General features: G+C 62.9%; 23 protein-coding genes and 3 tRNA genes. 5 read left to right on the top strand and 21 right to left on the bottom strand.

All coding sequences use genetic code 11. From position 1 onward, the window contains the following. Positions 1–43 precede the first annotated feature (43 nt). The 11 genes from J2T57_RS14950 to J2T57_RS15000 form a co-directional block, all read right to left on the bottom strand. Complete coding sequence (locus J2T57_RS14950; RefSeq protein WP_253480028.1) at positions 44–544, bottom strand: DUF192 domain-containing protein; 501 nt, start codon at positions 542–544, stop codon at positions 44–46. Between the two features lie 129 nt (positions 545–673). Next, entirely contained in the window at positions 674–1,258 is a 585-nt protein-coding gene (locus J2T57_RS14955; RefSeq protein ID WP_253480031.1) for a class I SAM-dependent methyltransferase, read from the bottom strand. Between the two features lie 34 nt (positions 1,259–1,292). Next, a tRNA-Leu gene (locus J2T57_RS14960) sits at positions 1,293–1,379 on the bottom strand. A 34-nt stretch (positions 1,380–1,413) separates the two neighbouring features. Then, complete coding sequence (locus tag J2T57_RS14965) at positions 1,414–2,982, bottom strand: sensor domain-containing diguanylate cyclase (protein WP_253480034.1); 1,569 nt, start codon at positions 2,980–2,982, stop codon at positions 1,414–1,416. Between the two features lie 132 nt (positions 2,983–3,114). Beyond that, positions 3,115–3,188: transfer RNA gene (locus J2T57_RS14970), tRNA-Cys, on the bottom strand. Between the two features lie 94 nt (positions 3,189–3,282). Continuing rightward, positions 3,283–3,358: transfer RNA gene (locus tag J2T57_RS14975), tRNA-Gly, on the bottom strand. Between the two features lie 38 nt (positions 3,359–3,396). Further along, positions 3,397–3,975 carry a CDP-diacylglycerol--glycerol-3-phosphate 3-phosphatidyltransferase gene (gene pgsA, locus J2T57_RS14980; protein ID WP_253480037.1) on the bottom strand — a complete coding sequence of 193 codons (579 nt, stop codon included), beginning with the start codon at positions 3,973–3,975 and terminating at the stop codon, positions 3,397–3,399. A gap of 82 nt (positions 3,976–4,057) precedes the next feature. Continuing rightward, positions 4,058–5,890, bottom strand: a complete 1,833-nt coding sequence (gene uvrC, locus J2T57_RS14985) for an excinuclease ABC subunit UvrC (protein WP_253480051.1) — start codon at positions 5,888–5,890, stop codon at positions 4,058–4,060. Between the two features lie 37 nt (positions 5,891–5,927). Next, entirely contained in the window at positions 5,928–6,569 is a 642-nt protein-coding gene (gene uvrY, locus J2T57_RS14990) for a UvrY/SirA/GacA family response regulator transcription factor (RefSeq protein WP_253480053.1), read from the bottom strand. Between the two features lie 54 nt (positions 6,570–6,623). Further along, positions 6,624–7,958: an MFS transporter gene (locus tag J2T57_RS14995; protein ID WP_253480056.1), complete on the bottom strand. Its 1,335-nt coding sequence runs from the start codon at positions 7,956–7,958 to the stop codon at positions 6,624–6,626. 73 nt (positions 7,959–8,031) lie between these two features. Then, complete coding sequence (locus J2T57_RS15000) at positions 8,032–9,426, bottom strand: class II fumarate hydratase (RefSeq protein ID WP_253480059.1); 1,395 nt, start codon at positions 9,424–9,426, stop codon at positions 8,032–8,034. A gap of 217 nt (positions 9,427–9,643) precedes the next feature. Between J2T57_RS15000 and purB the strand changes: the two genes are divergently transcribed. Genes purB through J2T57_RS15020 form a run of 4 tightly spaced genes read left to right on the top strand, consistent with a single transcriptional unit; the run spans position 9,644 to position 13,083 of the window. After that, a complete protein-coding gene (gene purB, locus J2T57_RS15005) occupies positions 9,644–11,011 on the top strand; it encodes an adenylosuccinate lyase (RefSeq protein ID WP_253480062.1) in 1,368 nt (455 codons plus the stop codon). A gap of 8 nt (positions 11,012–11,019) precedes the next feature. Next, complete coding sequence (locus J2T57_RS15010) at positions 11,020–12,168, top strand: JmjC domain-containing protein (protein ID WP_253480065.1); 1,149 nt, start codon at positions 11,020–11,022, stop codon at positions 12,166–12,168. After that, positions 12,165–12,602: a GNAT family N-acetyltransferase gene (locus J2T57_RS15015; protein WP_253480068.1), complete on the top strand. Its 438-nt coding sequence runs from the start codon at positions 12,165–12,167 to the stop codon at positions 12,600–12,602. Before J2T57_RS15010 ends, J2T57_RS15015 begins: the two co-directional genes overlap by 4 nt. Then, positions 12,592–13,083, top strand: a complete 492-nt coding sequence (locus J2T57_RS15020) for a DUF7931 domain-containing protein (protein ID WP_253480070.1) — start codon at positions 12,592–12,594, stop codon at positions 13,081–13,083. The genes J2T57_RS15015 and J2T57_RS15020 overlap by 11 nt, the downstream gene beginning before the upstream one ends. Positions 13,084–13,107: 24 nt before the next feature. On the opposite strand, the gene J2T57_RS15025 is transcribed toward J2T57_RS15020, so the two are convergent. From J2T57_RS15025 to cysM, 4 genes are read right to left on the bottom strand one after another with little or no spacing between them, the layout of a single operon-like run. Beyond that, a complete protein-coding gene (locus J2T57_RS15025; protein WP_253480074.1) occupies positions 13,108–13,704 on the bottom strand; it encodes an NUDIX domain-containing protein in 597 nt (198 codons plus the stop codon). A gap of 22 nt (positions 13,705–13,726) precedes the next feature. Next, a complete protein-coding gene (gene rlmD, locus J2T57_RS15030) occupies positions 13,727–15,052 on the bottom strand; it encodes a 23S rRNA (uracil(1939)-C(5))-methyltransferase RlmD (RefSeq protein WP_253480091.1) in 1,326 nt (441 codons plus the stop codon). 2 nt (positions 15,053–15,054) lie between these two features. Further along, on the bottom strand, positions 15,055–15,879 hold the full coding sequence (locus tag J2T57_RS15035) for a 3'-5' exonuclease (RefSeq protein WP_253480094.1): 825 nt from the start codon (positions 15,877–15,879) through the stop codon (positions 15,055–15,057). A 15-nt stretch (positions 15,880–15,894) separates the two neighbouring features. Next, positions 15,895–16,818 (bottom strand): cysteine synthase CysM, encoded by a 924-nt coding sequence (gene cysM, locus J2T57_RS15040; protein ID WP_253480096.1) that lies wholly within the window; start codon positions 16,816–16,818, stop codon positions 15,895–15,897. 170 nt (positions 16,819–16,988) lie between these two features. On the opposite strand from cysM, the gene J2T57_RS15045 reads away from it, so the two are divergent. Next, positions 16,989–19,721, top strand: a complete 2,733-nt coding sequence (locus tag J2T57_RS15045; protein WP_253480099.1) for a response regulator — start codon at positions 16,989–16,991, stop codon at positions 19,719–19,721. Here J2T57_RS15045 and acpS read toward each other — a convergent pair. From acpS to J2T57_RS15075, 6 genes are read right to left on the bottom strand one after another with little or no spacing between them, the layout of a single operon-like run. After that, on the bottom strand, positions 19,709–20,125 hold the full coding sequence (gene acpS / locus J2T57_RS15050) for a holo-ACP synthase (protein ID WP_253480102.1): 417 nt from the start codon (positions 20,123–20,125) through the stop codon (positions 19,709–19,711). The genes J2T57_RS15045 and acpS overlap by 13 nt on opposite strands. After that, positions 20,122–20,862 (bottom strand): pyridoxine 5'-phosphate synthase, encoded by a 741-nt coding sequence (pdxJ, locus tag J2T57_RS15055; protein WP_253480105.1) that lies wholly within the window; start codon positions 20,860–20,862, stop codon positions 20,122–20,124. Before pdxJ ends, acpS begins: the two co-directional genes overlap by 4 nt. A gap of 37 nt (positions 20,863–20,899) precedes the next feature. Beyond that, positions 20,900–21,631 carry a DNA repair protein RecO gene (gene recO / locus J2T57_RS15060; protein WP_301289423.1) on the bottom strand — a complete coding sequence of 244 codons (732 nt, stop codon included), beginning with the start codon at positions 21,629–21,631 and terminating at the stop codon, positions 20,900–20,902. Positions 21,632–21,636: 5 nt separating this feature from the next. Next, positions 21,637–22,575 (bottom strand): GTPase Era, encoded by a 939-nt coding sequence (gene era / locus J2T57_RS15065; RefSeq protein WP_253480110.1) that lies wholly within the window; start codon positions 22,573–22,575, stop codon positions 21,637–21,639. Next, positions 22,572–23,264 (bottom strand): ribonuclease III, encoded by a 693-nt coding sequence (gene rnc, locus J2T57_RS15070; protein ID WP_253480130.1) that lies wholly within the window; start codon positions 23,262–23,264, stop codon positions 22,572–22,574. The genes era and rnc overlap by 4 nt, the downstream gene beginning before the upstream one ends. After that, positions 23,261–23,641: a DUF4845 domain-containing protein gene (locus tag J2T57_RS15075; RefSeq protein WP_253480133.1), complete on the bottom strand. Its 381-nt coding sequence runs from the start codon at positions 23,639–23,641 to the stop codon at positions 23,261–23,263. Before J2T57_RS15075 ends, rnc begins: the two co-directional genes overlap by 4 nt. Position 23,642 lies beyond the last annotated feature (1 nt).

The raw sequence follows: 23,642 nt of genomic DNA on the forward strand, positions 1-23,642 counted from the left end.
GACAACGACCGGGCGCCATGGGTTCGCGCGCCCTGCCCGTCAATCAATGCTCCGCCCGCCAATGCAGACGCATCCCCGGAACGATACCCAGGTCAGCGGCCTGACCAGCCGCCAGTTCGAGGGCATGGCTGATGGGCGCCGATGGGCTCGTGAGGCTGTTGCCCGGTTCCATCAGATGCAGCTCCATCACCCGACCATCCGGGTCGATGAACACCATGTCCAGCGGCGCATGCACGTTATTCATATGGAAAGCCGGGCGCTGGGGCGATGGAAACACGAACAGCATCGGATTCTCCTCGATGGACTCGGGACAGAGATGCTGCATGCCTGCGGCTCTCTGCCCCTGGGTCCTCGCGACCCGCACCCTGAGCTCAGCGGCCGCCTGCCCGTCGTCAGCCAGGAAAGCGATGGTCTGCCACTCCATACCGGCAAGCGGCGGCGTCTCCGCCTTGCATGCCGGCGTTGTCTGGCCGAACAGGTGCCCCGTCAACAGCATCAGGCCTGACAGGAGGACGAATGCCCACACCCCCAAACGCTGGCTCATCGAATACGGCTACTCCGGCAACACATCGAAAACCCCTACGGCCTTGGCAGAGATTAACACCAGAGCCTGCGACGCGACATAGCAAGGGCATCCTGGACAGGCCTGCGAGACCCGCAGTTCCACGAGCGATCAGGCGCTGCGCAGCGCGACAAGCATGGCCTGGTCACGGAACCCCTGGGCGATGTCGCCGAGATCCCTCTCTTCGACGTAGATCACCGGCGAAAGCGTGGGGAAGAGCGACAACAGCTCGCCGTCCTTGAGGAGATAATCAGGGTTGCTCGGCCCGCCGCCGTGAACACGCAGCCGTGTGAAGGTCTGGTAGAAAAGCAGACCGCCAGGCTTCAGAGCAGCAGCCAGTGCCGGACAGAGGCTTCGATCGAGGAAGCGCGTACACGCAATGACATCGACACTACCCGGCGCCGGGGGATCTGTCACCGCGTCCCTGACTGCGCCGGTGAGAGGCAGATAGTGGTTGGATGCAAATCGGTTAATCGCGTCCACGGCGACGTCCGACACATCCCAGGCCGAGGTCTCCAGCCCGTGACTCGCGAGTAGAATACCGTTACCGCCTATGCCGCAGGCAACGTCCAGCGCGCTGCCTGCCGTCGGCAACAGATGCATATGCCGGGACAACACCTCGGCCGCCCGGGCGTCGTTTGGGTCGGCGTCACGATACCGACTGTTCCATTTCGCAATCTGATCTGCGTCAGACACGGCTTGACACTGCTCCGCATGAATCTGAGGCAACTGGTGCCCGGGGCCGGACTCGAACCGGCACGGCCTTGCGGCCGAGAGATTTTAAGTCTCTTGCGTCTACCAATTTCGCCACCCGGGCAATGACGACCATGAAACTCGGCGGCCAGTCTAACTCATCCTGCGACCACACGGTTACGCCCGGCGCGCTTGGCGTCGTACAGCAGTGCATCAACGCGACGCAGCAATTCCTCCGAGGAATCCGAAGCCTGGATCGCCGTAACGCCGAAACTTGCGGTGATCTTGGGCACACCCTCCATGTGCAGTGAGGCGAGAAAACCACGGATCTGCTCGGCAAGTTCTGCGGCCTGATCGTCACGCGCACCCGGGCAGAGAATCATGAACTCTTCACCACCCCAACGCCCGCCAGTGTCGGTCTGCCGGATACGCGCTTCCAGCAGGCGCGCCACCTGCCGCAGCACACGGTCTCCTGCCTCATGCCCCAGGGAGTCATTGATTTCCTTGAAATGATCCAGGTCGAACATGATGATTGATGCGGGCTCGGCATAGCGCTGCAGGCGGCCGAGCTCGCGTTCTATCATTTCTTCCAGGTGGCGCCGGTTGAACAGGCCGGTCAACTCGTCGGTGACAGCAAGTTGCCGCAGCCGGCGCTCGGTGGCGCGTAACTCCCGGGTTCGCCGCTCGACCAGCTGCTGGGTTCGGCCTCTCTGCACCTTGATGCCCAGCAGGTAGGCGGATAACAACAGTGTAATGATGGTGCCCGCCATGAGCACGGGCATCCAGACAGCGCGGTGCCGGCCGGATGCATAGTCAAGACCGGGTCGCAACTCCAGGCGGTATGTCTGGTCGGCGATCTGTACTGTCTGTGACAGTGCGTCGGCCGGCGCTTCCAGATCCGGCACGCCACTATCCACGACAACCAGCGAACTCCCGTCTGAAGCGGTATGAATCAACCGGATGGCAAGCTCGGACTGCCGCGCCATATCCGGGAGACCGAGCAGTCCCTCGAAATCGAAAGCACTGAGGAGTAGTCCGGTCACACCATAGCCGGAGTCAGGGTCCAGCCCCTGGGCGTTGAATACCGGTAGCAGCAGGGACAGCCCCCAGGTGCCTCCAGTCCCGCCGGTGACCAGCTGCAGCGGTTCGGTCGCTGCCAGCTGGCGGTTCTCGATGGCACGCTGCAAGGTCCGCTGGCGACGGGGTTCGATCATCATGTCCATACCGATGGGCGGGTTGGGCATGACGTTGGAGGCGATGAACACCAGGGGGAAATAGAGCGTTCGGGGATCTGCGGGCTCGACACTGGCGTCCAGGACAGGATCGAGGATGCTGACCGGTCTGCCGTAGGCAAGACTGAGTTCGGTCTCGAGCCTCGACCGGTAGGTTGCGTCTACCGGCATGACCCAACCCAGCGCGAGGGCATTATCGAGAAATGGCGCTGTAATCCGCTCAAACATCGACGGAGAGAGGGTCTGCGCCTCCACAAAAAAGGTCTTCAGGGCGTCCAGATCCCGCAGCTTCACTGCAACCTGCCGGTCAACGGAGTTCGCCAGTGCCCCTGCATCACGGGAAAAGGCCTGATTGAAGCGCTCGTTCTCCGCAGACTGAAACAGCCCCGCTACCAGCAAGGTCACCAGCATTCCGCCGAGTGCCACCACGAGCACGTCGATACTCTGGCGCAACAGCGTGGCCGGCCGTCTCTCCAGCACGTGATCATCAGCCATGATCTAGACCGCGCGGCCCCCACCGGCAGCTTGAATCTACATGAACAATCATCAGATTCATTGTAGAGCAGCTTCCGCCCCGATCCCGCGACGCAGTCAACATCTTGATGTAATGAGGGGGACGATAAAGGATGGAGGCTCGGGCCGGAATCGAACCGACGTACGCGGATTTGCAGTCCGCTGCATCACCACTCTGCCACCGAGCCAAACCTGAAAAGCATACCAGCGGTGCCGCCCGTTGACGACTCGAACACCGTCTGAAACAGAAAACCCCGGCTGATGCCGGGGTTTCCAGGCGTTTGGAGCGGGAAACGAGACTCGAACTCGCGACCCCAACCTTGGCAAGGTTGTGCTCTACCAACTGAGCTATTCCCGCGTGCTGTGCGCAGTATTCTAGAGATCGCGATTCGCCTGTCAAGCCTTGCGAGTGCGCCGGTCTTCTTCCCGGAGAACCACCATTGCCGCCTGCAGGTACACCACCATGGACCACAGGGTCAAGGCGGCGGCAACGAACAAAAGCACGAAGCCGATATGGTAGGTCGGGAGCCCCAGTATCGGATCGGCGTAGACCAGCATCAGGATGGCCACCATCTGCGCGGCAGTCTTGAACTTGCCAATCGCATTCACCGCGACCCGGGCCCGCTTGCCCAGTTCCGCCATCCACTCCCGCAGGGCCGACACGGTGATTTCCCGGCCGATGATCACCGCCACCGCCAGGGCAAACCACGGTGAGGGATTCTCCGCCAGCAGCGCCACAAGAGCCATGGCGACGATGAGTTTATCGGCCACCGGATCGAGAAAGGCGCCGAATGCCGAGGTCATGCCGAGCCTGCGTGCCAGGAAGCCGTCGAGCCAATCGGTCAGAGCGGCGAGACCGAAAACCGCGGCAGCCGCCAGATTGGCCCATTCCACCGGCATGAAGAACACCACGGCGAAAACGGGGATCATGACGATCCGCCCGAGGGTGAGCATATTGGGCAGGTTCATCGGCATCTTGCGCGGTCAACTCTTCAAGTCGGTGATTCGGGCACCTACTGTGCAGGCGGCCGGGTGCGGCTGTCCAGCGCCAGCGGCTTCAGCCTGCGCCATCCGGGTGGAACACGTCGTAAATCTGCTGCGCGAGGCCCCGGCTGATGCCCTTCACGCTGGCCAGATCCTCCACGCCGGCAGCCATCACACCACGCAGACCGCCAAACTGCTTTAGCAACTGTTGTCGACGTTTGGGCCCCAGGCCGGCAATCTCCTCCAGGGTCGACGTGCGGCGGGCCTTGCCGCGCCGCTGGCGATGACCGGTAATGGCAAACCGGTGGGCCTCATCCCGAATCTGCTGCAGAAGCAGTCGTGCCGGGGACTGGGTGGGCAGCATGACCTCTTCTCCGGTGTCGGCGAGGATCAATCTTTCCAGACCGGCCTTTCGTTCCGGACCCTTGGCAATGCCGAGTACCGACACACCATCAACCTGCAACTCCTGGAGCACTTCCACAGCCTGGGAAAGCTGTCCTTCCCCGCCGTCAATCACCAGTAGATCCGGCAGCGCAGCCTCCCCCCTCTTCAGGCGCGTGTAACGCCGTGTCAGGGCCTGGCGCATGGCGGCGTAATCGTCCCCGGGGGTAATGCCCTCGATGTTGAAGCGGCGATAGTCGGCTTTCAACGGGCCGTCGCGGTTGAATACAACGCAGGAGGCCACGGTGGCCTCCCCCCCGGTGTGGCTGATATCAAAACATTCCAGTCGCTCCGGCACCTGCTCCAGCGCCAGGGCTTCCTGCAAGGCCTCGAAGCGCTGCTGCATGCCGGCCTGACTGGCAGTCCGCAACTGCAGCGCTGCCCGTGCATTGTTGATGGCCATGTCGAGCCAGTGACGGCGCTCGGCACGCACACTGGTCCGCAGGCTGACTCCATGGCCACTGGCTGCGCCAAGCGCCTCCTCCAACAGGCGATGCTCGCGCAGCGCTTGATTGATGACGATCTCCCTGGGCACCTTGCCACCCAGGTAGTGGCGCGCCAGGAACGCCGCCAGTACATCGGCTTCATCAGTCCCGGCGGGCACTTTCGGAAAGTAGGCCTTGTTGCCCAGGTTCTGTCCGTGACGGAAGACAAACACCTGCACGCATGCCGTCTGGCCGTCACCCACGCAGGCCACCACGTCCAGGTCTCCCCGCTCGCCGGACATGTATTGACGCTCCTGGATCCGCCGCAGACTGCTGATGCGGTCGCGCAGGCGTGCGGCGCGTTCAAATTCCAGCTCAGCCGAAGCCGCCTCCATGTCCCGGACCAGTTCGTCGATGACCTCACCACTTCGGCCTTCAAGAAACTTGACCGCATGGCGCACATCACGGGCGTAGTCCTCGGGTTGGATAAACCCGACGCAGGGCGCCGTGCAACGCTTGATCTGGTACTGCAGGCACGGTCGTGAGCGGTTCTGGAAGAAGGTGTCCTCGCACTGCCGCACGGGAAAGACTTTCTGCAGATGGCTGAGCGTGTTGCGCACCGCGGTGGCACTGGGGAACGGGCCGAAGAAACGGCCCCGACGCCGCCGCGAGCCACGGTAGAACCCGAGGCGCGGGAATTCCGCGTGGTCCGACAGATAGATGTAGGGGTAACTCTTGTCATCCCGCAGCAATACGTTATAGCGCGGAGAGAGTTCCTTGATCAGGGTGTTTTCAAGGATGAGGGCTTCAGCCTCGGTATGGGTGACCGTGAATTCGATATCCCGTACCTGCGCCACCATGGTGGTGGTTTTCGGATCCTTGTGGCCACGGTTGAAGTAACTCGCCACACGACGCCGCAGCCGTCGGGCCTTGCCCACGTAGATCACCGTGCCATCGCCATCCAGCATGCGATAGACGCCCGGCGTTTCCGGGAGATGGCGCACGATACTTGAGGAATCGAAGATGTCAGTTTTGGTCATGCATCAGGAGTCGCACTAAAGCGACCCGCCGGCTTGGCTACTGAAGGTGGTCGATCATGCCATGACGAATGGCGAGATGGGTCAATTCCACATCGGTTTCCACGCCCAGCTTCTCGTAGAGCCGGTAGCGGTATGTGCTCACCGTTTTCGGACTCAGGCACAGGGTATCCGAGATTTCCTGCATCTTGTAACCCTGCGTGATCATAAGCATGACCTGGATTTCCCGCTGGGAGAGCTTGTCCAATTGGCCGGAGCCCTGGCGGGCGAAACCCTGTTTGGCCATCTGCTGGGCAATATCCGCTCCCAGATACCGTTCACCCCGGGTCACACAACGAATCGCCTCGACGATCTCCTCCACCGCGCAGCCCTTGGTCAGGTAGCCGACGGCGCCGGCCTCAAGCAATCGGGACGGATACGGTTCTTCCATGTAGATGGTGAGCGCAATAATGCGCAGGTCCGGTTGGACGCGGAGAAGCTTGCGGGTGGCCTCGAGGCCACCCATGCCCGGCATGTTGACGTCCATCAGCACGACATCCGGGTGATGCTCACGCACCAGGTTGATGCAGTCCTCGCCACTGCCTGCCTCGCCCACGACCGTCAACCAGTCAGTGTCGTCGAGCATGCGCCGGATTCCGCTGCGCACCAGTTGATGATCATCAACGAGCAACACCTTGATCATGCTTTAGGCAACCTCATGGGTTCTCATACCGGTCGCTGTGGCCCAGGCCATGCATCAGGCTGATGGCGACTCGAGCATCCGTTCGGCTTCCGGCATCGCCCAGGCGGCGGCGGCACCGGCGAGGGACAACAGAAGTAATACCACGACTAGCACCTGGATGCCGAACACCTGTGCGATCAATCCGAACAACCCACCGGCAACAGCCAGCACACCGATGGTCGTGTTGCTGAACGCAATATATAGGGGCCGTTCATCCTTGGGCGCCGCGTCCACGAGATAGGTTTTACGTCCCAGTCGCACGCCGGCCTCGGCGATGCCGAGGATGACAAAGACGCTGGTGTAGATGATCGGCGACTGCAAGGCTTCAATCCCTCCGATCACCAGCGCAACCACACCGGCAAGGGTCGCCAGCAAACCACTCAGCGCCAGCACGGTGCGGCTTGAGCGGTCGGAGAAGTAACCCCAGACGGGGCTACTGATAACGCTGGCAAGCCCTACGGTGACAATGAACACGGCCAGGGCGGCCACCTCACCGCCGAACACCTCCCGGCCATGCAGTGCATAGAACGGCATGGCCAGTTCCACGGACAGCAACAGGGCACGGGTATAGAGAAATCCCCGGTAACCGGGATAGCGGGCGGAGATCACTAAGCCGTTCTTGAGTTCCTGCAGGGGGTTTCGGCCGCCTTCGGTGGCACCCGGGGTCTCGTCCATCAGTGCGAAGAACGCTGCCCCCAGCAACCACAGACCCGCCGCCGCTGCGATCAGGCCGGCATAGACGCCGACGCCCGCCTCTGCACCGAAGCCATAGTGCAGGGCCAGACCGGCAAGCAGTGTCAGACTGCCGCCGATGGCTGCCCGATTGGCCAGCATTCGACCGCGACGCCCCTTGGGTATGGTCTTGCCGGTCACATCCTGGAATGCCACCGAGCCAACCCCACTGGCGATACTGAACACCGTGAAACAGAGCAACACGGTCAGGCCGCCACTCACCGGGCCCAGGGTCACTACTGCGAGCGCGATGAAAAGCAGCATCACCGCCTGGGTGATACCGGCGCCAACCCATGCCCATTGTCGCCTCGCCAGCCGGCGGATCTGGCCGGAAACTGCCAGCTGCGGCGCGAGGGAGCCCACCTGCTTCGCGGGCATCAGCAGACCGATGATCACCGCTGGCGTGCCCAGCATCGACAAGACCCAGGGCAACACCAGGTTCGGCCCGGCAAGCTGTTCGGCAAGCTTGGTGGATGCGCCGTTGGCGACGTTGTAGACGTAATTGCGCGGCACGTCGGAGCAGGCGCTGTCGGGAATGGCCTCGCAACTGCGCTCGTCGCTGTCATCGCCACTGAGAATGCGATAGGCACGATCAAGCCGCGCCTCGGCTTCGCTCATAATACCCCCGGTCACGGTGTGCGGCCGCAGAATAGCATAGCCCCGGGCCGCAGCTGCGTTACCAGGATTGCGGTCAATCTCCCTGGCCGGGCAGACCGCCACGGGTCAGCATTTGCGGGTCAAGCAAACGCTGCAGTTCGTCCTCCGACAGCTCAGTCTGCTCCAGGGCGACTTCCAGAATCGGCCGCCCCTCGGCGTAGGCCTGCTTGGCGATGGCCGCTCCCTTTTCGTAACCGATCACCGCATTCAGGGCGGTAACAAGAATGGGATTCCGTGCCAGGGCGCGGTCCAGCGTCTCCTGGTTGACAGTGAACCCGCGTATCGCCCGGTTGCCGAGCAGCCTTGCGGAATTGGCAAGCAGTTCCATGCTCTGCAGCAGGTTGTAGGCGATCACCGGCAGCATGACATTGAGCTGGAAATTGCCGGACTGCCCCGCAACGGAGATGGTGAGGTCATTACCCATAACCTGCACCGCCGCCATGGCCACGGACTCCGGGACCACCGGGTTCACTTTCCCGGGCATGATGCTGGAGCCAGGCTGCAGGGCCGGCAACGCGATCTCTCCCAGGCCCGCCAGTGGCCCGCTGTTCATCCAGCGCAGGTCGTTGGCGATTTTCGTGAATGAGACGGCGATCACCCGCAGTTGACCCGACATCTCCACGGCGCTGTCCTGGCAGGCAAGCGCCTCGAAGGCATTGGCCGCCGGCGTGAACGTGACCCCGGTGCGCTGGCTCAATACCTCAGCCATGCGCGGGCCGAACGCTGGATGTGCGTTGATGCCCGTCCCCACCGCGGTCCCTCCCTGGGCCAGCGCACAGAGTCTCGGCAGGCTTGCCTCGACCCGGCTGATGCCATTGCCCACCTGGGAGGCCCAGGCTGAGAGTTCCTGCCCGAGGGTCACCGGCATTGCATCCATCAGGTGGGTGCGACCAGTCTTGGCCACAGTGGCGAGCTCCGTGGCCCGCGCCTCCAGGTGTCGCTGCAGCTCCCGCAGGGCCGGCAACAACTGGTGCTGCGCAAGCAGAACGGCGCTGACATGGATCGCCGTGGGAATCACGTCGTTGCTGCTCTGCCCCATATTCACGTGATCATTGGGGTGAACGATGTCCCGATTCAGCCCCTGATTGGCAAGCCGGGCAATCACCTCATTGGCATTCATGTTGCTGCTGGTGCCAGACCCGGTCTGGAACACGTCCACCGGAAAGGCGTCATCATGCTCGCCCTCGGCAACCGCAGCGCCAGCCCGCATGATCGCCTCCGCCCGCTCCCTGTCCAGCAGCCCCAGTTCCGCATTGACCTCGGCGGCGGCGGCCTTGATCAGGCCCAGGGCGCGGATGAAGTGCTGCGGCATGCGCAGGCCGCTGACGGGAAAGTTCTCCACGGCCCGCTGGGTCTGGGCACCGTAAAGAGCGTCGGCGGGGACATGGAGTTCTCCCATGCTGTCCTTTTCGATTCGCGTGTTCGACATGGCGGTGACCTCCTCAACGGTACATGCGTGGCAAACCGGTGGCGCAGTGCGGTGAGCGGCTTGGACCTTTGGCGACGGCGACAGTAGAATTGCGCCACCCGAGAGACTGACAGTCTGGTGCGTCCGTGGATTCCTGTCGATTCATGGCAGCACTGGTGTCTCATCAGTCCGCCGGTCCCCGGCAATGTCGACCACGGAAGTTTCCTGCGGAGTCATCATGGAGCTAACTCGTCTTACTGCGATTTCCCCGATAGACGGGCGCTACGGCAACAAGACCGAGAGCCTGCAGGCCATTTTCAGCGAATTCGGCCTGATCCGGCATCGCGTCATCGTAGAGGTTCGCTGGCTGCAAGCCCTCGCCAGCCACGACGGCATCGCCGAGATTGCTCCCCTCAACGACGACGAACGCCGTCACCTGGACCGGCTGGTGAGCGAGTTCTCCGTGGCCGACGCCGATGCCGTGAAGACCATCGAGCGTACCACCAACCATGACGTCAAGGCGGTGGAGTACTTCATCAAGCAGCATATGTCGAAACAGCCGGATCTTGCCGGCCGGCTCGAGTTCGTCCATTTCGCCTGCACCTCGGAGGACATCAACAACCTCGCCTACGGCCTGATGCTGACCGCCGGCCGCAACAGTGTCGTCCTGCCACTGATGGACCGCATCATCAAGGCGCTCAGGGGGCTTGCCCACCAGCATGCCGAATTACCCATGCTGTCCCGCACCCATGGCCAGCCGGCCTCACCAACCACCCTGGGCAAGGAGCTGGCGAACGTGGTCTACCGGCTTGAACGGCAACGCGAGCAGTTCGCCGCCGTGCCCATACTCGGCAAGATCAACGGCGCGGTTGGCAACTACAACGCCCACCTGTCCGCCTATCCGGAACTGGACTGGGAGGGGCTCGCCCGCAATTACGTGGAGGGGCTGGGCCTGACATGGAACCCCTACACCACACAGATCGAACCCCACGACTGCGTAGCGGAGCTGTTCGATGCACACAGCCGTTTCAATACCGTGCTGCTGGATTTCTGTCGCGACGTCTGGGGCTATATCTCTCTCGGATACTTCCGGCAGCGGTTGGTCGAAGGCGAAGTGGGCTCCTCAACCATGCCCCACAAGGTGAACCCCATCGATTTCGAGAATGCCGAAGGCAATCTCGGCGTTGCCGACGCAATCCTCGGGCATCTGGCGCGGAAGCTACCCATCTCTCGCTGGCAACGGGACCTCACGGACTCCACCGTGCTGCGCAACCTGGGCGTTGGCATGGCGCACTCGGTCATCGCCTATGAATCGGTGCAGAAGGGGCTGTCGAAACTCGCAGTGGAGCCGGCCCGGCTGGCGGCAGATCTGGATGATAACTGGGAAGTTCTCGGGGAGGCCATCCAGACCGTGATGCGCCGCCACGGCGTCGAGGAGCCCTACGAGAAACTGAAGGCACTGACCCGCGGCAAGCGGGTGAATGGCGAACGCCTGGCCGCGTTCATCGACACGCTGGATCTGCCGGATGCCGTGAAGCAGGAGCTGGCGGCCCTGCGTCCGGAGCGCTACACCGGCAATGCGGCAGAACAGGCGAAGCGGGTCTGAGTCCGGCCATGGCGCAGCTCGATGCTATCCCCTGGGAGTCGTTTCTCCGGGATGACTGGCAGCAGCGGCCTCGCCTTTTTCGACAGTTGCTGAAGGACTTCGAGGCCCCACTGAGCGGCGAAGAACTTGCCGGCCTGGCCCTGGAGAGCGACGTGGAGTCCCGCCTGGTGCTGGGCACGCCGGAGCGCGGCTGGCGCGTGCGCCATGGCCCGTTCACCGAGGCGGATTTCCACGAGACCCCGGATGCGGACTGGACCCTGCTGGTACAGGATGTGGAAAAGCACCTGCCGGATCTGGCGTGGCTTGTGGATTTCTTCGAGGGTCTCCCCGCCTGGCGATTCGACGATCTGATGGTCAGCTACGCCGCCCCGGGCGGCTCGGTGGGCCCGCACGTGGATGCCTACGATGTGTTCCTGCTACAAGGTAGCGGACGACGCCACTGGTGGATCGACAACCGTCCCGATGCACCCCGTGGAGAGACCGATGCCAATGGGCTGCGCCTTCTGAGCAGCTTCACGCCCAACCAGGACTGGATACTCGAACCCGGTGATGTCCTCTACCTGCCACCCGGCGTTCCCCATCACGGCGTCGCGTTGGAGGCCTGCACCACCTGGTCCATCGGGCTGCGGGCGCCCGGAATCACGGACATACTCGCCGAACTGATCGAGGACCTGGAAGCGGGCCCCGACGCACCACCGCTGCTAAGCGATCCCCAGCGCCAAATGGCAAGCCACCCCCTGGAGATTGACGCCGGGTCACGTCGGCGGGCACGTGAGCAGCTACGCAACCTGCTGCAGGATGACCGGCTACTCGACCGGGCCCTGGGGCGCGCCCTGTCCGCCCCCAAACCCGGGTTTCTCGATCTCGAACCCGGACCGGGCGAACACCGCAAACTGAATACCCTGACACGGGACGATGCCCTGGAGCGTAATCCTGCCGCCAGAGTCGCGTTGCTACCCGCCGATGGGGTTCAACCGGCAGTGCTCTATCTCAACGGCCAGGGCATGGATATACCCGCCGCCGCGCAGCCGCTGATCGAAGCCCTGACCCGGCATCGCCTGACCCACGTCGAGACCATTCTGCCGCTCCTCTCCGATATCCAGTCGCGGACACTGTTGCAGGATCTGCTCGACGGCGGATACTGGAAGGCACTATGACCAGCATAGAGATCATTGACGGTTCCTGGAAGGCGATGCAGGCGCGGGCCATGCCGATTCGCATGCAGGTGTTCGTGAGGGAGCAGCAGGTGCCCATCGACCTGGAACAGGATGATCAGGACGCCACAGCCCATCACTGGGTCGCCCAGGTGGGCGCCGAGTGCGTCGGCACGGTTCGCCTGACGATGGATGGGCACCTGGGGCGCCTTGCCGTGCTTGCCCAGTGGCGGCGACAAGGCATCGGCGCGCAGCTCACCGAATGCGTGGTCACACACGCGCTTGCCCATGGGCAGCATGACCTGGACCTGAACGCCCAGACCCATGCCATTCCTTTCTACGAGGCGCTGGGCTTTGTTGTCGACGGCCCGGAATTCATGGAGGCAGGCATGCCGCATCGGCACATGCGCCTGCGACGAGCCTCGGATGTCGGCTGACGAGGAAGTCATCGGCACGACGGGCGGCGAGGATGCGCGGTCCTGGGTGCTGCGCCTGCTTGAGCAGGCCCACCACGAGGTGGACATCCAATCCCCCAACCTTGACTCCCAGATCTACGATCAGGGCGAGGTGCTGGCCGCAATCAGGCAACTCGTGGTGAACGCCGGGCGCCGCGCCCGGGTTCGTATCCTGGTGGGTGACTGCGCCCCCATGGTCCAGAGGGGTCATCGTCTGCTGGAGCTATCCCGCCAACTGAGCAGCTACATCGAGATACGGGAACTCGCAGCGGAAGACGCCACCGATGCCGCCGCCTTTATCGTGGTGGATCGAGCGCATTATCTGCGCTGGGAATCAGGAGCGGGCTATCGGGGCACCGGACGCCGCCAAGCCCGTGGTCGGGCCGCCCGCTGGCATCGCGCCTTTAACGACTGCTGGGAACGCGCCCATAGCCCCGCGGCCTTGCGTCGGCTACACCTTTAGTGCCCCGACTTGTGCCAGTTGGCTTTAGTCAGTCCAGAGATCGTCGACCCGTTCCTTGTTCAACGCCAGCCACTGCAGGGCGATGATCGGCATGGCACTGTTGACGGTGCCGTCTTCAATCATGTCCATGGCCTGGTCGAAATCCACCACATGCACGCGGATGTCCTCGCCCTCTTCCGCAACGCCGCGGATGGCGCCGTTCATATCCTCGCTGTCCACCCGTCCGCAGAACAGCATGCTGCGCTCTGAGGTACCGCCGGGACTCACCATGTACTCACAGATGGGCAGCAACTCGGTGATGACGTTGCCCGTCTCTTCCTGCATCTCGCGACTGGCAACCTCCCGGGGCGTTTCGCCGGGTTCGAGAATTCCCGCCACGACCTCGAACAGCCACGGACCCGAGGGATGATCAAGCGCCCCCGCCCGAAACTGCTCAATCAGCACAACAGTGTTGCGCTCCGGATCGTAGGGCAGCAGTCCGACACTATGGCCGCGTTCAAACACCTCTCTATGCAGTGGCTTGCTCACACCACCACCGAATAGCGCGTGACGGACCTGAACACAGTCCAGCCGGAAAAAACCCTGGAACCGGGTTTCGCGATCGAGCACTTCAAACTGCATGGCACCCTGCCTCGACCGCCTCTCAGCGGCCTTTCAGTTCGAACAAGGCGATGCTCTCGACATGCGCCGTGTGGGGAAACATATCCATGATGCCCGCCTTTCGCAGGCGATACCCGTGTTGGTGCACAAGCGTACCCGCATCCCGCGCCAGTGTCGCCGGATTGCAGGACACATACAGCACTCGTCCGGGCTTGAGCGACGCCACCTGGGGCAAGACTTCGGCTGCCCCGGAGCGGGGCGGATCGAGCAGGACCTGATCAAACCGCCTGGCGGCCCAGGGCAGATGATCCACGGGTTCGGCCAGATTGGCGACGTGGAACTCGACATTGTCCAGGCCATTGGCCAGGGCATTATCCCGAGCGCGCTGCACCAGCCCGGACTCCCCTTCCACGCCCACGACCTCTGCCGCCCGCCGCGCCAGTGGCAGACTGAAATTGCCAAGGCCACAGAAAAGATCCAGCACCCGGTGGTCAGGTCCCGGCTGCAGCAGCTCCATGGCCAGGGCCACCATCTTGCGATTGAGTCCGGCATTCACCTGGGTGAAGTCCGTGGGCAGGAAGTCCAGCGTGAGGCCGTCCACGCTGTAGCTCAGTTGCGGATTCGACGGCCAGACGGGCTGCACCGTGGTCTCGTCACCGGGTTGCTGATAGATCTGGATACCCCGCTCCTCACCCCATTGGGCAAGCCGCGCCAGGTCGTCCTCGCCCAGCACCTCGAGGTTGCGGAACACCAGGGCCACGGCGTCATCGCCGATGGCCACCTCGATCTGGGCGATACGATCGGGAATGGACAGGCTGCCGATCAGGTCGGACAACTCGCCCAGCCGCAGCCCCACCCGCTGGTCGAGCACCTCGCAGCGGAGCATATCCGCCACATAAGGTTTGCCGCGCTCACGAAAGCCCACCAGCACCCGCCCCTTTCCCGCCACCCAGCGCACCGCCAGGCGCGCCTTGCGACGGTAGCCAAGCTGCGCATCGCTCAGTGGTGGCAAGACCTCTTCCGGGGTCACCTCACCGAAGCGCTCGAACAGTTCCAGCAATACGGATTGCTTGAGTGCAACCTGTCGCTCACCGGCCATGTGCTGCAGACTGCAGCCACCGCAAACGGCGTACGCCTCGCAGGGTGGCGGGACCCGCCCTTCGGCGGCCACATCCACCGCCGTGACCACAGCCTCGTCAAAACGGCGATGGCGGCGGGTGTAGCGAAACCAGACCTGCTCACCGGGCAGGCCACCGTGCACGAACACCGTCTTTCCATCCACATGAACGATACCGCGCCCCTCATGGGAGAGCCCGGTAACCTGCCCCTGCACCGGATCACGCGGCAGGCGTTGTCGCCGTCGCCCCATGGTCAGAGATCCTCCGATGGCGGTGACGACGCGCGCGTGGTCGCGCTCTCCAGCGGGCTCGCCTGCCACGCTCCATCAAATGCCTGGAAATGCGCTTTTTCCGAGTCCTTCAGCATGTCACGCAACAGCGCGCATTCCTCGGCGTAGCGTGCATGATCCAGATGGCCGCGCATCAGCTGGAAGCGCAGATACAGCAGGTAGGTGTTGAGCACGTCCGTCTCGCAATAATCACGGATCTCATCGAAACGGCCCTCGCGCATGGCATCGGCGACAGCAGCCCCGCTCATGCCCATCTTGCCGGGAAAGCCGCACAGCGTGGCCAGTTCGTCCAGCGGGCAGTTGGCCCGGGGCTGATAGCCCGCCAGCATGTCCATCAGGTCGGTGTGCCGCTCGTGAAAGCGGTTGAGATAGTTGTTCCAGCGGAAGGACTGCTCGGTCGCGCCGGTCTCCCAGTAGCGGGGGGCCGTAATGCCGTGAAGCATGGCGCGGTAGTGCATCACCGGCAGATCGAACCCGCTGCCATTCCAGGACACCAGTGTGGGGCTGAAGCGATCGATGCCATCGAAGAATCGCTGCAGGATGTCCGCTTCATCGTCACCACCATCCCCCAGCGACCAGACCTTGAGCCGATCACCGGCACGCAGCACGATTGATACCACCACGATGCGATGCAGGTGCAGGCGCATGAAATCCGTCCCCGCATCGGCGCGGCGACGGGCCTGCATCGCCGCCATGACCTCGTCGTCAGAGAGGCCGTCGAGACCGAGCAATCGGCGACCCCCGGCAACATCGGGGACGGTTTCAATATCGAATACGAATACATTCATGCAGCAGGTATGCGCTCAGTCGGGAAAAACGCCGCTGGAGAGGTAGCGATCACCGCGATCGCAGACGATGGTCACAATGGTGGCGTTGTTCACCTCCGCCGACAATCGCAGCGCGGCCGCCAGGGTGCCGCCAGAGGAAATGCCCGCCATGATGCCCTCTTCCGCCGCCAGACGACGGGTCATCTCCTCAGCCTCGTCCTGGGAGACGTCGATGATCCGATCCACCCGGTTCGGTTCGAAGATTTTCGGCAGGTACGCCCGAGGCCAGCGGCGGATGCCCGGTATCTGCGCACCCTCCCGGGGCTGGACACCGACGATGCGGATGGCGGGATTCTGCTCCTTGAGAAAGCGTGACGTCCCCATGGCCGTGCCGGTTGTGCCCATGGAGGACACGAAATGGGTGACGGTGCCATGGGTATCGCGCCAGATCTCCGGCCCGGTGCCCTCGTAGTGGGCCCGCCAGTTGTCCGGATTGGAGAACTGATCCAGCACCCTGCCCTTGCCCTCCGCCTGCATGCGCATGGCCAGATCCCGGGCTTCTTCCATGCCGCCGGCCTGGGGCACCAGGATCAATTGCGCGCCGTAGGCACGCATGGAAGCGCGCCGCTCGGGAGTCATGTTGTCCGGCATGATCAGCGTCATCCGGTAACCACGAATCGCCGCTGCCATCGCCAGGGCAATACCGGTGTTGCCACTGGTGGCCTCGATGAGAGTATCGCCGGGCTTGATTTCACCGCGCTCCTCGGCTCCACGGATCATCCGCATCGCCGGACGATCCTTGACCGATCCGGCAGGGTTGTTGCCCTCAAGCTTCAACAGAATGGTATTGCTCGTCTCACCGCCCAATCGCTGCAGACGCACCAGAGGCGTGTTGCCGACGAAGTCTTCAACCGTCGGATAGGACTGTGTGCCATATTCAGGCCGTGTATTTGCGCTCATGCATCTCCCCGGTCTGTGCCGCCAATACCGGAACATCCACTGGCAATCTGCGGCGAATTGTAACGTGGCCGACGCTGTTCCGACATGCCCCTGCGATCTTGGCCCCCGCGACCCGATTCGTTGTAGCATCCGGGGTTGCGACCACCAATGATCACCACGGGAGCACGCCCATGCACTGGGGGCTCGGCACACGGATCTTCGTTCTGGCAGTCATCCTGCCGACGATGGTCGCCGCCTCACTGCTCCTTGCGGTCACCTGGACACGCGTCCAGACCGCGCAGGATGCGCTCGCCCTGCGGGCGGAGCAGCTGTCACTGCATCTGGCGTCATCGACGGCGGACAGCTTCCAGCGTGGCGACAACGAACTGCTGCGGGCGGCGGCGCAGCTGGCGCTGGTTGATCCCGCAATCCGCAGCGTCACCCTGTCGGCAGGCGATGATGACGTCATCGCCCGGGTCGACAACCCGTCCACTCCGGACGACATCACAACCCGCGGCATTCCTGCACCCGTTATCGATTGGCTGATCGCACCACGGCACGGCGATCGGTTCCGGCAACCCGTCCTCGCCGGCGACGCTGATGGCGATGAGACCAGCAGTGGCGTCGCGCCGCTGGGCTGGGTCGATGTCACCACCGATCCGCGTCGCGTCGTCACAACGGAACTGCACGCGCAGCGCAACGTGGTGCTGATCATGCTGCTGGGCTTATTGGTCGCAAGTGTCCTGGGGCTCTGGGCAAGACATTCCGTCACCGGACCACTGCGGCGCATGACCGACGTGGTGTGGCGACTGGGGGCCGGCGATCTCAGGGCCCGCGTACACTTGCTTGAGCGCGACGAGATCGGCGCGCTGAGCCGTTCCATCAATCGCACGGCGATCGCCATGGAGCGCTCGCAAAGCGAACTCAGCGACCAGATCGACCAGGCAACCCGGGAGTTGCGGGAAACGCTTGAAGCGGTGGAAATCCAGAACGTCGAACTGGACATCGCCCGCAAGCGGGCGCTGGTGGGGAGCAAGGTGAAGTCCGAATTCCTGGCCAACATGAGCCATGAAATCCGCACACCCATCAATGGCATCCTCGGTTTTTCGGATCTGCTGGGGCACTCTCAACTCGACGAAGAGCAGCGCGACTACGTCAACACCATCAAGGAATCCTGCGCCAACCTGCTTGCGCTGGTGAACGACATACTCGACTTCTCGAAAATGGAAGCCGGCAAGCTCGTGATCGACAACGTCCCATTTGATCTGCGGGACTGTATCGAGGAAGTCATGTCCCTGATGGCGCCAGCTGCATACGGCAAGGGGCTGGAGCTGGTCCATCTGATCTACAGCGATGTGCCGTTGAAGTTACAGGGCGACCCTATCCGCATCCGTCAGGTGCTCACCAATCTCGTGCATAACGCCGTCAAGTTCACTCCCCAGGGGCGGGTAGTGGTGCGGGTCATGCTCGAAGACGAACAGGATGACGAAGCCCAGCTGCGGGTCACCGTCACCGATACCGGGGTGGGATTGAGCAGTCGCGACCGGGAGAAGCTTTTCACTGCCTTCGGGCAGGCCGACACCGCGATCACCCGCCGTTTCGGCGGCGTCGGACTCGGGCTGATCATCTGCAAGAAGCTACTCGAGCAGATGGGCGGCGACATCGGACTGGAAAGCGAACCCGGCAAGGGATCAACGTTCTGGTTCAATCTGCACTGCAGCAAGCAACCGGGTGCTCATGCCGGTCCGCCCGTGGGCTCCCGCAATTCGCCTCTTGCCGGCAAGTCGGTGCTGCTCTGCGACGACTTCCTGCTCAGTCGATTGGCAGCCCGGCATGTCTTCTCCGCCTGGGGCATGCAAGTCACCGAGGCCGAGGACCGGGAGCATCTGGCTGGCCTGCTGCGGGAAGACAGGCACTGGGATGCGTGCGTGGTGGGGCTTACCCGGGAAGAACTCGACGCCCATCGCTTTGCCGCGGTGATCAGCCGGCTGCCACCGGAACATCCACCCCTGGTGCTGCTTGCCAGCACCGTGGACCGTAACGAGCTGCGGCAACTGTTTCAGGAGGGCGCCAGCATCTGCCTTCCGAAGGCGGCCCGCCGGCAGACGCTATACCGGGAGATTTGCCGTCTTTTGGCACCTGACTCCGTTCCGACGGCAGATTTTCCTGCGGATCGCCTGCAGGCTGATCCGCAGGTCATGGCGGAGGACGATGCCAGCGAATCAGTGCGGGCACTGGTGGTGGACGACAATGAAATCAACCGGCGACTGGTCGTGACCATCCTGTCCCGTCACGGCATTGCCGTCGGCGAGGCTGTGAATGGTCAGGAGGCCGTGGAGATTGCCCAGAATGTCTTCCACGACATTATCTTCATGGACATTCACATGCCGACGATGAGCGGGGAAACTGCAACAGACCGCATTCGCACGCTTCAGGATGGCGGGCGGCGACGCAGTCGTATCGTCGCCCTCACCGCAAATGCCCTGCCGGGTGAGCGGGAACGGCTACTCGGAGCCGGTGCCGACGAATGCCTGATCAAACCGATTACCGAACAACAGATCATGCGTCAGGTCCGTACGGCAACGCTGGAGGGGCGGTCTGCACCGGTCCCAACACGGCAACTCCGTCCGAAAGCCGCCAGCGGAAGCGGCCTCAAGGAGGAGTTGCGGGAGATGCTGATTCGCGAACTCCCCACCCATAAACAGGCCATTCAGCAGGCCTATCGACAGGGTGCTCTCGATACGCTCCGGGACGCGGTGCACAAGCTCCATGGAGCGGCCAGCGTCTGCAAGGTCCCCCTGTTGCGCGAGGCCTGTCGTAACCTGGAGAATTCCCTGGCAGATGGTAGCAAGGTGCAGGTGCCCGGCGGCGTCGACAAGGTCATTCGCGAGATCAACGCACTCATCGCGCGTCAGGTGTCCTGATCAGGCACTGACGTATTCGCAACACGACCCTCGAGAACGACATAGGCAAGAGCATAGTCTCGCTCATCACTGAGGCTCAGGTGGCAGGCGACCACGCCCTTGCTCCGGGCATGTTCCAGGCCTGCTCCCGACAGTATCAGCGCCGGCGCGCCGGATCCGTCACTGGAAATGTGGATATCGTGAAAGCCGACCTGCGCACCGATGCCGCAGCCAAGCGCTTTGGACAGTGCCTCCTTGGCCGCAAAGCGCTTGGCAAGAAAGGCCGCGGTCTTGCCACGATGCAGCCATTGCTCGACCTCGGCGTCGGCAAGCACACGGCGGGCGAAACGCTCACCGTGCCGCTCCATGGCGGCGGCAATACGGTGGATTGCGACGAGATCGGTGCCCACGCCGACAATGCTCAACGACGGGCCTCCACCATCAGGTGGCGCATGTCACGAACTGCGGTCTCGAGGCCACTGAACATGGCACGGGCCATGATCGCAAAACCGATGTTGAGTTCTTCCATTTCCGGCAAGGCGGCAATCGGCTGTACATTGTGGTAGTCAAGCCCATGACCGGCGTTGACACCAAGGTCCAGCGAGGCGGCCAGGGCCGCAGCTTCCCGAAGTCGAAACAGTTCACGCGCCCGCTCGCCTCCGTTTTTCGCCTCTGCATAGGCTCCGGTGTGCAACTCCACGTAGGCGGCACCACATTCCCTGGCTGCGTGAATCTGCTCTGCGTCGGGGTCGATGAAGAGCGAGACGACGATGCCGGCACGCGTCAGGCGAGAACAGGCTTCGAGCATCCGCTGAGCCTGGGAGGCGACGTCCAACCCCCCTTCCGTGGTCAGCTCTTCCCGTCGCTCCGGCACCAGGCAACAATGGGCCGGGCGCCACTGTTCGGCCAGTGCAAGCATCTCATCCGTCACCGCCATTTCCAGATTGACCCGGGTGGTGACGGTAGCCAGCAGAAGCTCCACATCGCGCTCCTGAATATGCCGCCGGTCTTCTCGCAGGTGGACGGTGATGCCATCGGCGCCAGCGCGCTCCGCAACCAGCGCCGCTTCGACAGGGTCCGGGAACCGCGTGCCCCGGGCCTGACGCAGGGTTGCGACGTGATCGATGTTGATGCCAAGGAGAATCTGGGGGGAAAGAGACATGCGCAACTCTCCGGTAAACGCAACGGTGAAAACGAAATCAGGGTGTATCGTTGCCAGCCGCAGTGGACGGTCGGCTACGTTGCAACCGCCGGCTTTCCAATGGCCGATGCCCAAGGAGCGGAGCCAGCGCCGCGGCGGTGATGCGCCTAGCCTGTCGATACAGGCCCGGATCAACCGGATCGCCGGCGATCAGTGCCAGAACCGCGTCACCGCGGCAGACATCAGCAGCGTTCCCGGTGGCAGCTTCGAGCCCGACTTCCGGCCGATAACGGTACCATGCCGCGGGGTCCACAGGTTGCCCGAGCGCGGTCTGCTCAAGACTGAGCCCATAGCCCAATAGCCGCAAGAGCTGCAACTCGAAGCAGCGCAACAGTTGTGCCTCGTCACGCGTACTATCGACCAGCCCGCCCACCACCTCTGCGTAGGCAGCGAATACCTCGGCGGCCGGATCATTCCGCCTGAGTAAGCGCATGATCAGTTCGTTGACATAAAACGCCGACGCCAGGCGTTCGGCCGGTAGCGTCAGGCGACGACCTGCTGGCTCCGCACGGCGCAGCGTCGCCAGTTCACCGCGGCCGCCGAGGCTGACGAATAGACTCTGAAAGGGCTCCAGCGTGCCGCGCCAGCGGGACTTGGGGCCCCGCGCCCCACGGGCTACAACGCCTACCCGCCCACGACTGGGGGACAGGAGTTCAATCAGCAAACTGGTCTCTCGGTAAGCGCGCCGGTGCAGAACGTAGGCCGGTTCAAGGGGCGCCTGATTTGTCATACCAGTCAGGTCTCATCGTAACCAAGCGTCCGCAGGGCGCGTTCGTCATCCGCCCACCCGCTGCGCACCTTGACCCAAAGATCCAGATAAACGTGCTCGCCCAGCAGCGTCTCGATGCCCGCCCTCGCCCGCTGGCCGATCTGCTTCAGCTGCCGGCCACCCTGCCCGATCACGATGGCCTTCTGTCCGGGGCGCTCCACCCAGATCACTGCGTGGATGCGTCGCCGTCCCTCTTCACGCGCGTCTGCTTCCACCGACACCGTTGCCGAATACGGAACCTCCTGACCCAGGGCCTCCATCAGTTGTTCCCGGATCAATTCCGCCACCAGGAACCGCTCCGAGCGATCGGTAACCTGTTCCTCCGGGTAGAAGAAGACGTCGCTCTCAGGCAGCCGTTGCAGGATCTCACGCTCCAATGCTTCCACATTCGATCCCTTGGCTGCAGACACCGGAACAATCGCCGCAAAATCGAGGCGTTTTGACAGTTTCTCCAGCACAGGCAGCAGTGCAGCCTTGTCGGGAATACGATCAACCTTGTTCACCACGGCGATGACGGGGCAGCTCAGTGTCTTTAGCTTCTCGAGAACCAGATCGTCATCAGCTTCCCAGCGTTGCCCATCCACCACGAACAGCAGCACATCCATATCCCGCAGCACCGCGTCGGCAGATCGATTCAACACCCGGTTCAGGGCCCGTGGCTCACGGCCATGCATACCCGGCGTATCGACATAAACGATCTGCGTCGTGCCGGACGTGCTGACACCCAACACACGATGCCGGGTCGTCTGGGGCTTGCGGGACACGATGCTCAGTTTCATGCCCAACAATCGATTCAGCAGGGTCGACTTGCCCACATTGGGTCGCCCGACGATTCCGACAAATCCACAGTGCCTGACGGGCTCTACGTCATTCCCCACGGCCTGGTCGCCTTCTCGCGATGTCATTGCAGTGCCTGTTCTTCAGAGAGTTTGTCCAGCATTCTACGCGCGGCCTCCTGCTCGGCGCGCCGCCGACTCGCCGCCTCACCCATTGCCTCGAAGCTCAGTCCATCGATGCGGCATACCACGCGAAAACGCTGATCATGGGCCTTGCCACTGACATCCAGGACAGTGTAGCTGGGCAGCGGACGACGTCTGGACTGCAGATACTCCTGCAGCCTGGTCTTGGGGTCCTTGAGTTCACTGGCTGACGGAAGGGAGGCGAGTCGCGCCTCGAACAAGCGCAGAATCAACGCTTCACAGGCAGAAAAACCGCTATCAAGATAGACGGCACCCAGCAAGCTTTCCAATGCATCCGACAGAATGGAATCACGGCGACGACCACCGCTCTTCAGTTCGCCACCGCCAAGCTGCAGATGCTCACCAAGTTGCAGATCCCTGGCGATTGCCGCCAGGGTTTCACGGTTCACCAGGCTGGCACGAAGGCGACTCAACGACCCTTCGCTATCCGTGCCCCGTTGCTGGAAAAGTGCTGCGGCGATCACGAAATTCAGGATGGCGTCGCCAAGGAACTCAAGACGCTCATTGTTATGCTCGCTGACGCTGCGATGGGTCAATGCCTCGTCCAGCAGCGCTTCACGCGAGAACCGATACTGCAGACGAGCCAGCAATTCATCTCGCTGCCGGTCGCTCACTGGCGAATAACCGCCTCTTTCCGGAACTTGGCCACTGCGTCCAGGTTGAAGATCATGGGCACACGGGCCTCATACTCCACCACCATCAAGGTACCCCCCGCGGTATCCGAGAAGGTGATTTCGTCCCGGCCAATGTTACGAATGCCGTTGACCTGGAAATGGCGCTGCATGGTCGCCCGGATTTCGTTTCGCGAGGCACCACGCAGATCCGGGTTGTTCTCGATCTGGCCGACGATGGAGCTGATTTCCATGGACTCCAGATAGACTGGCGTCAGACGCATGCCGATTACCAGGGCGAATATCAGCAAGACCACGACAACCAGCATGCCGATCAGGGAAATCCCCCTTTGTCGGCGGGCCATCGCTACCGGAATCATC

It is taken from the genome of Natronocella acetinitrilica (assembly GCF_024170285.1).
GTDB classification, from domain to species: Bacteria; Pseudomonadota; Gammaproteobacteria; order Nitrococcales; family Aquisalimonadaceae; genus Natronocella; species Natronocella acetinitrilica.

Coding starts and splice junctions, on each gene's coding strand:
- J2T57_RS14950 (WP_253480028.1), bottom strand. CDS start 544: ATGAGCCAGCGTTTGGGGGTGTGGGCATTCGTCCTCCTGTCAGGCCTG.
- J2T57_RS14965 (WP_253480034.1), bottom strand. CDS start 2,982: ATGGCTGATGATCACGTGCTGGAGAGACGGCCGGCCACGCTGTTGCGC.
- pgsA (WP_253480037.1), bottom strand. CDS start 3,975: ATGCCGATGAACCTGCCCAATATGCTCACCCTCGGGCGGATCGTCATG.
- uvrC (WP_253480051.1), bottom strand. CDS start 5,890: ATGACCAAAACTGACATCTTCGATTCCTCAAGTATCGTGCGCCATCTC.
- uvrY (WP_253480053.1), bottom strand. CDS start 6,569: ATGATCAAGGTGTTGCTCGTTGATGATCATCAACTGGTGCGCAGCGGA.
- J2T57_RS14995 (WP_253480056.1), bottom strand. CDS start 7,958: ATGAGCGAAGCCGAGGCGCGGCTTGATCGTGCCTATCGCATTCTCAGT.
- J2T57_RS15000 (WP_253480059.1), bottom strand. CDS start 9,426: ATGTCGAACACGCGAATCGAAAAGGACAGCATGGGAGAACTCCATGTC.
- purB (WP_253480062.1), top strand. CDS start 9,644: ATGGAGCTAACTCGTCTTACTGCGATTTCCCCGATAGACGGGCGCTAC.
- J2T57_RS15010 (WP_253480065.1), top strand. CDS start 11,020: ATGGCGCAGCTCGATGCTATCCCCTGGGAGTCGTTTCTCCGGGATGAC.
- J2T57_RS15015 (WP_253480068.1), top strand. CDS start 12,165: ATGACCAGCATAGAGATCATTGACGGTTCCTGGAAGGCGATGCAGGCG.
- J2T57_RS15020 (WP_253480070.1), top strand. CDS start 12,592: ATGTCGGCTGACGAGGAAGTCATCGGCACGACGGGCGGCGAGGATGCG.
- J2T57_RS15025 (WP_253480074.1), bottom strand. CDS start 13,704: ATGCAGTTTGAAGTGCTCGATCGCGAAACCCGGTTCCAGGGTTTTTTC.
- rlmD (WP_253480091.1), bottom strand. CDS start 15,052: ATGGGGCGACGGCGACAACGCCTGCCGCGTGATCCGGTGCAGGGGCAG.
- J2T57_RS15035 (WP_253480094.1), bottom strand. CDS start 15,879: ATGAATGTATTCGTATTCGATATTGAAACCGTCCCCGATGTTGCCGGG.
- cysM (WP_253480096.1), bottom strand. CDS start 16,818: ATGAGCGCAAATACACGGCCTGAATATGGCACACAGTCCTATCCGACG.
- J2T57_RS15045 (WP_253480099.1), top strand. CDS start 16,989: ATGCACTGGGGGCTCGGCACACGGATCTTCGTTCTGGCAGTCATCCTG.
- pdxJ (WP_253480105.1), bottom strand. CDS start 20,862: ATGTCTCTTTCCCCCCAGATTCTCCTTGGCATCAACATCGATCACGTC.
- recO (WP_301289423.1), bottom strand. CDS start 21,631: ATGACAAATCAGGCGCCCCTTGAACCGGCCTACGTTCTGCACCGGCGC.
- era (WP_253480110.1), bottom strand. CDS start 22,575: ATGACATCGCGAGAAGGCGACCAGGCCGTGGGGAATGACGTAGAGCCC.
- J2T57_RS15075 (WP_253480133.1), bottom strand. CDS start 23,641: ATGATTCCGGTAGCGATGGCCCGCCGACAAAGGGGGATTTCCCTGATC.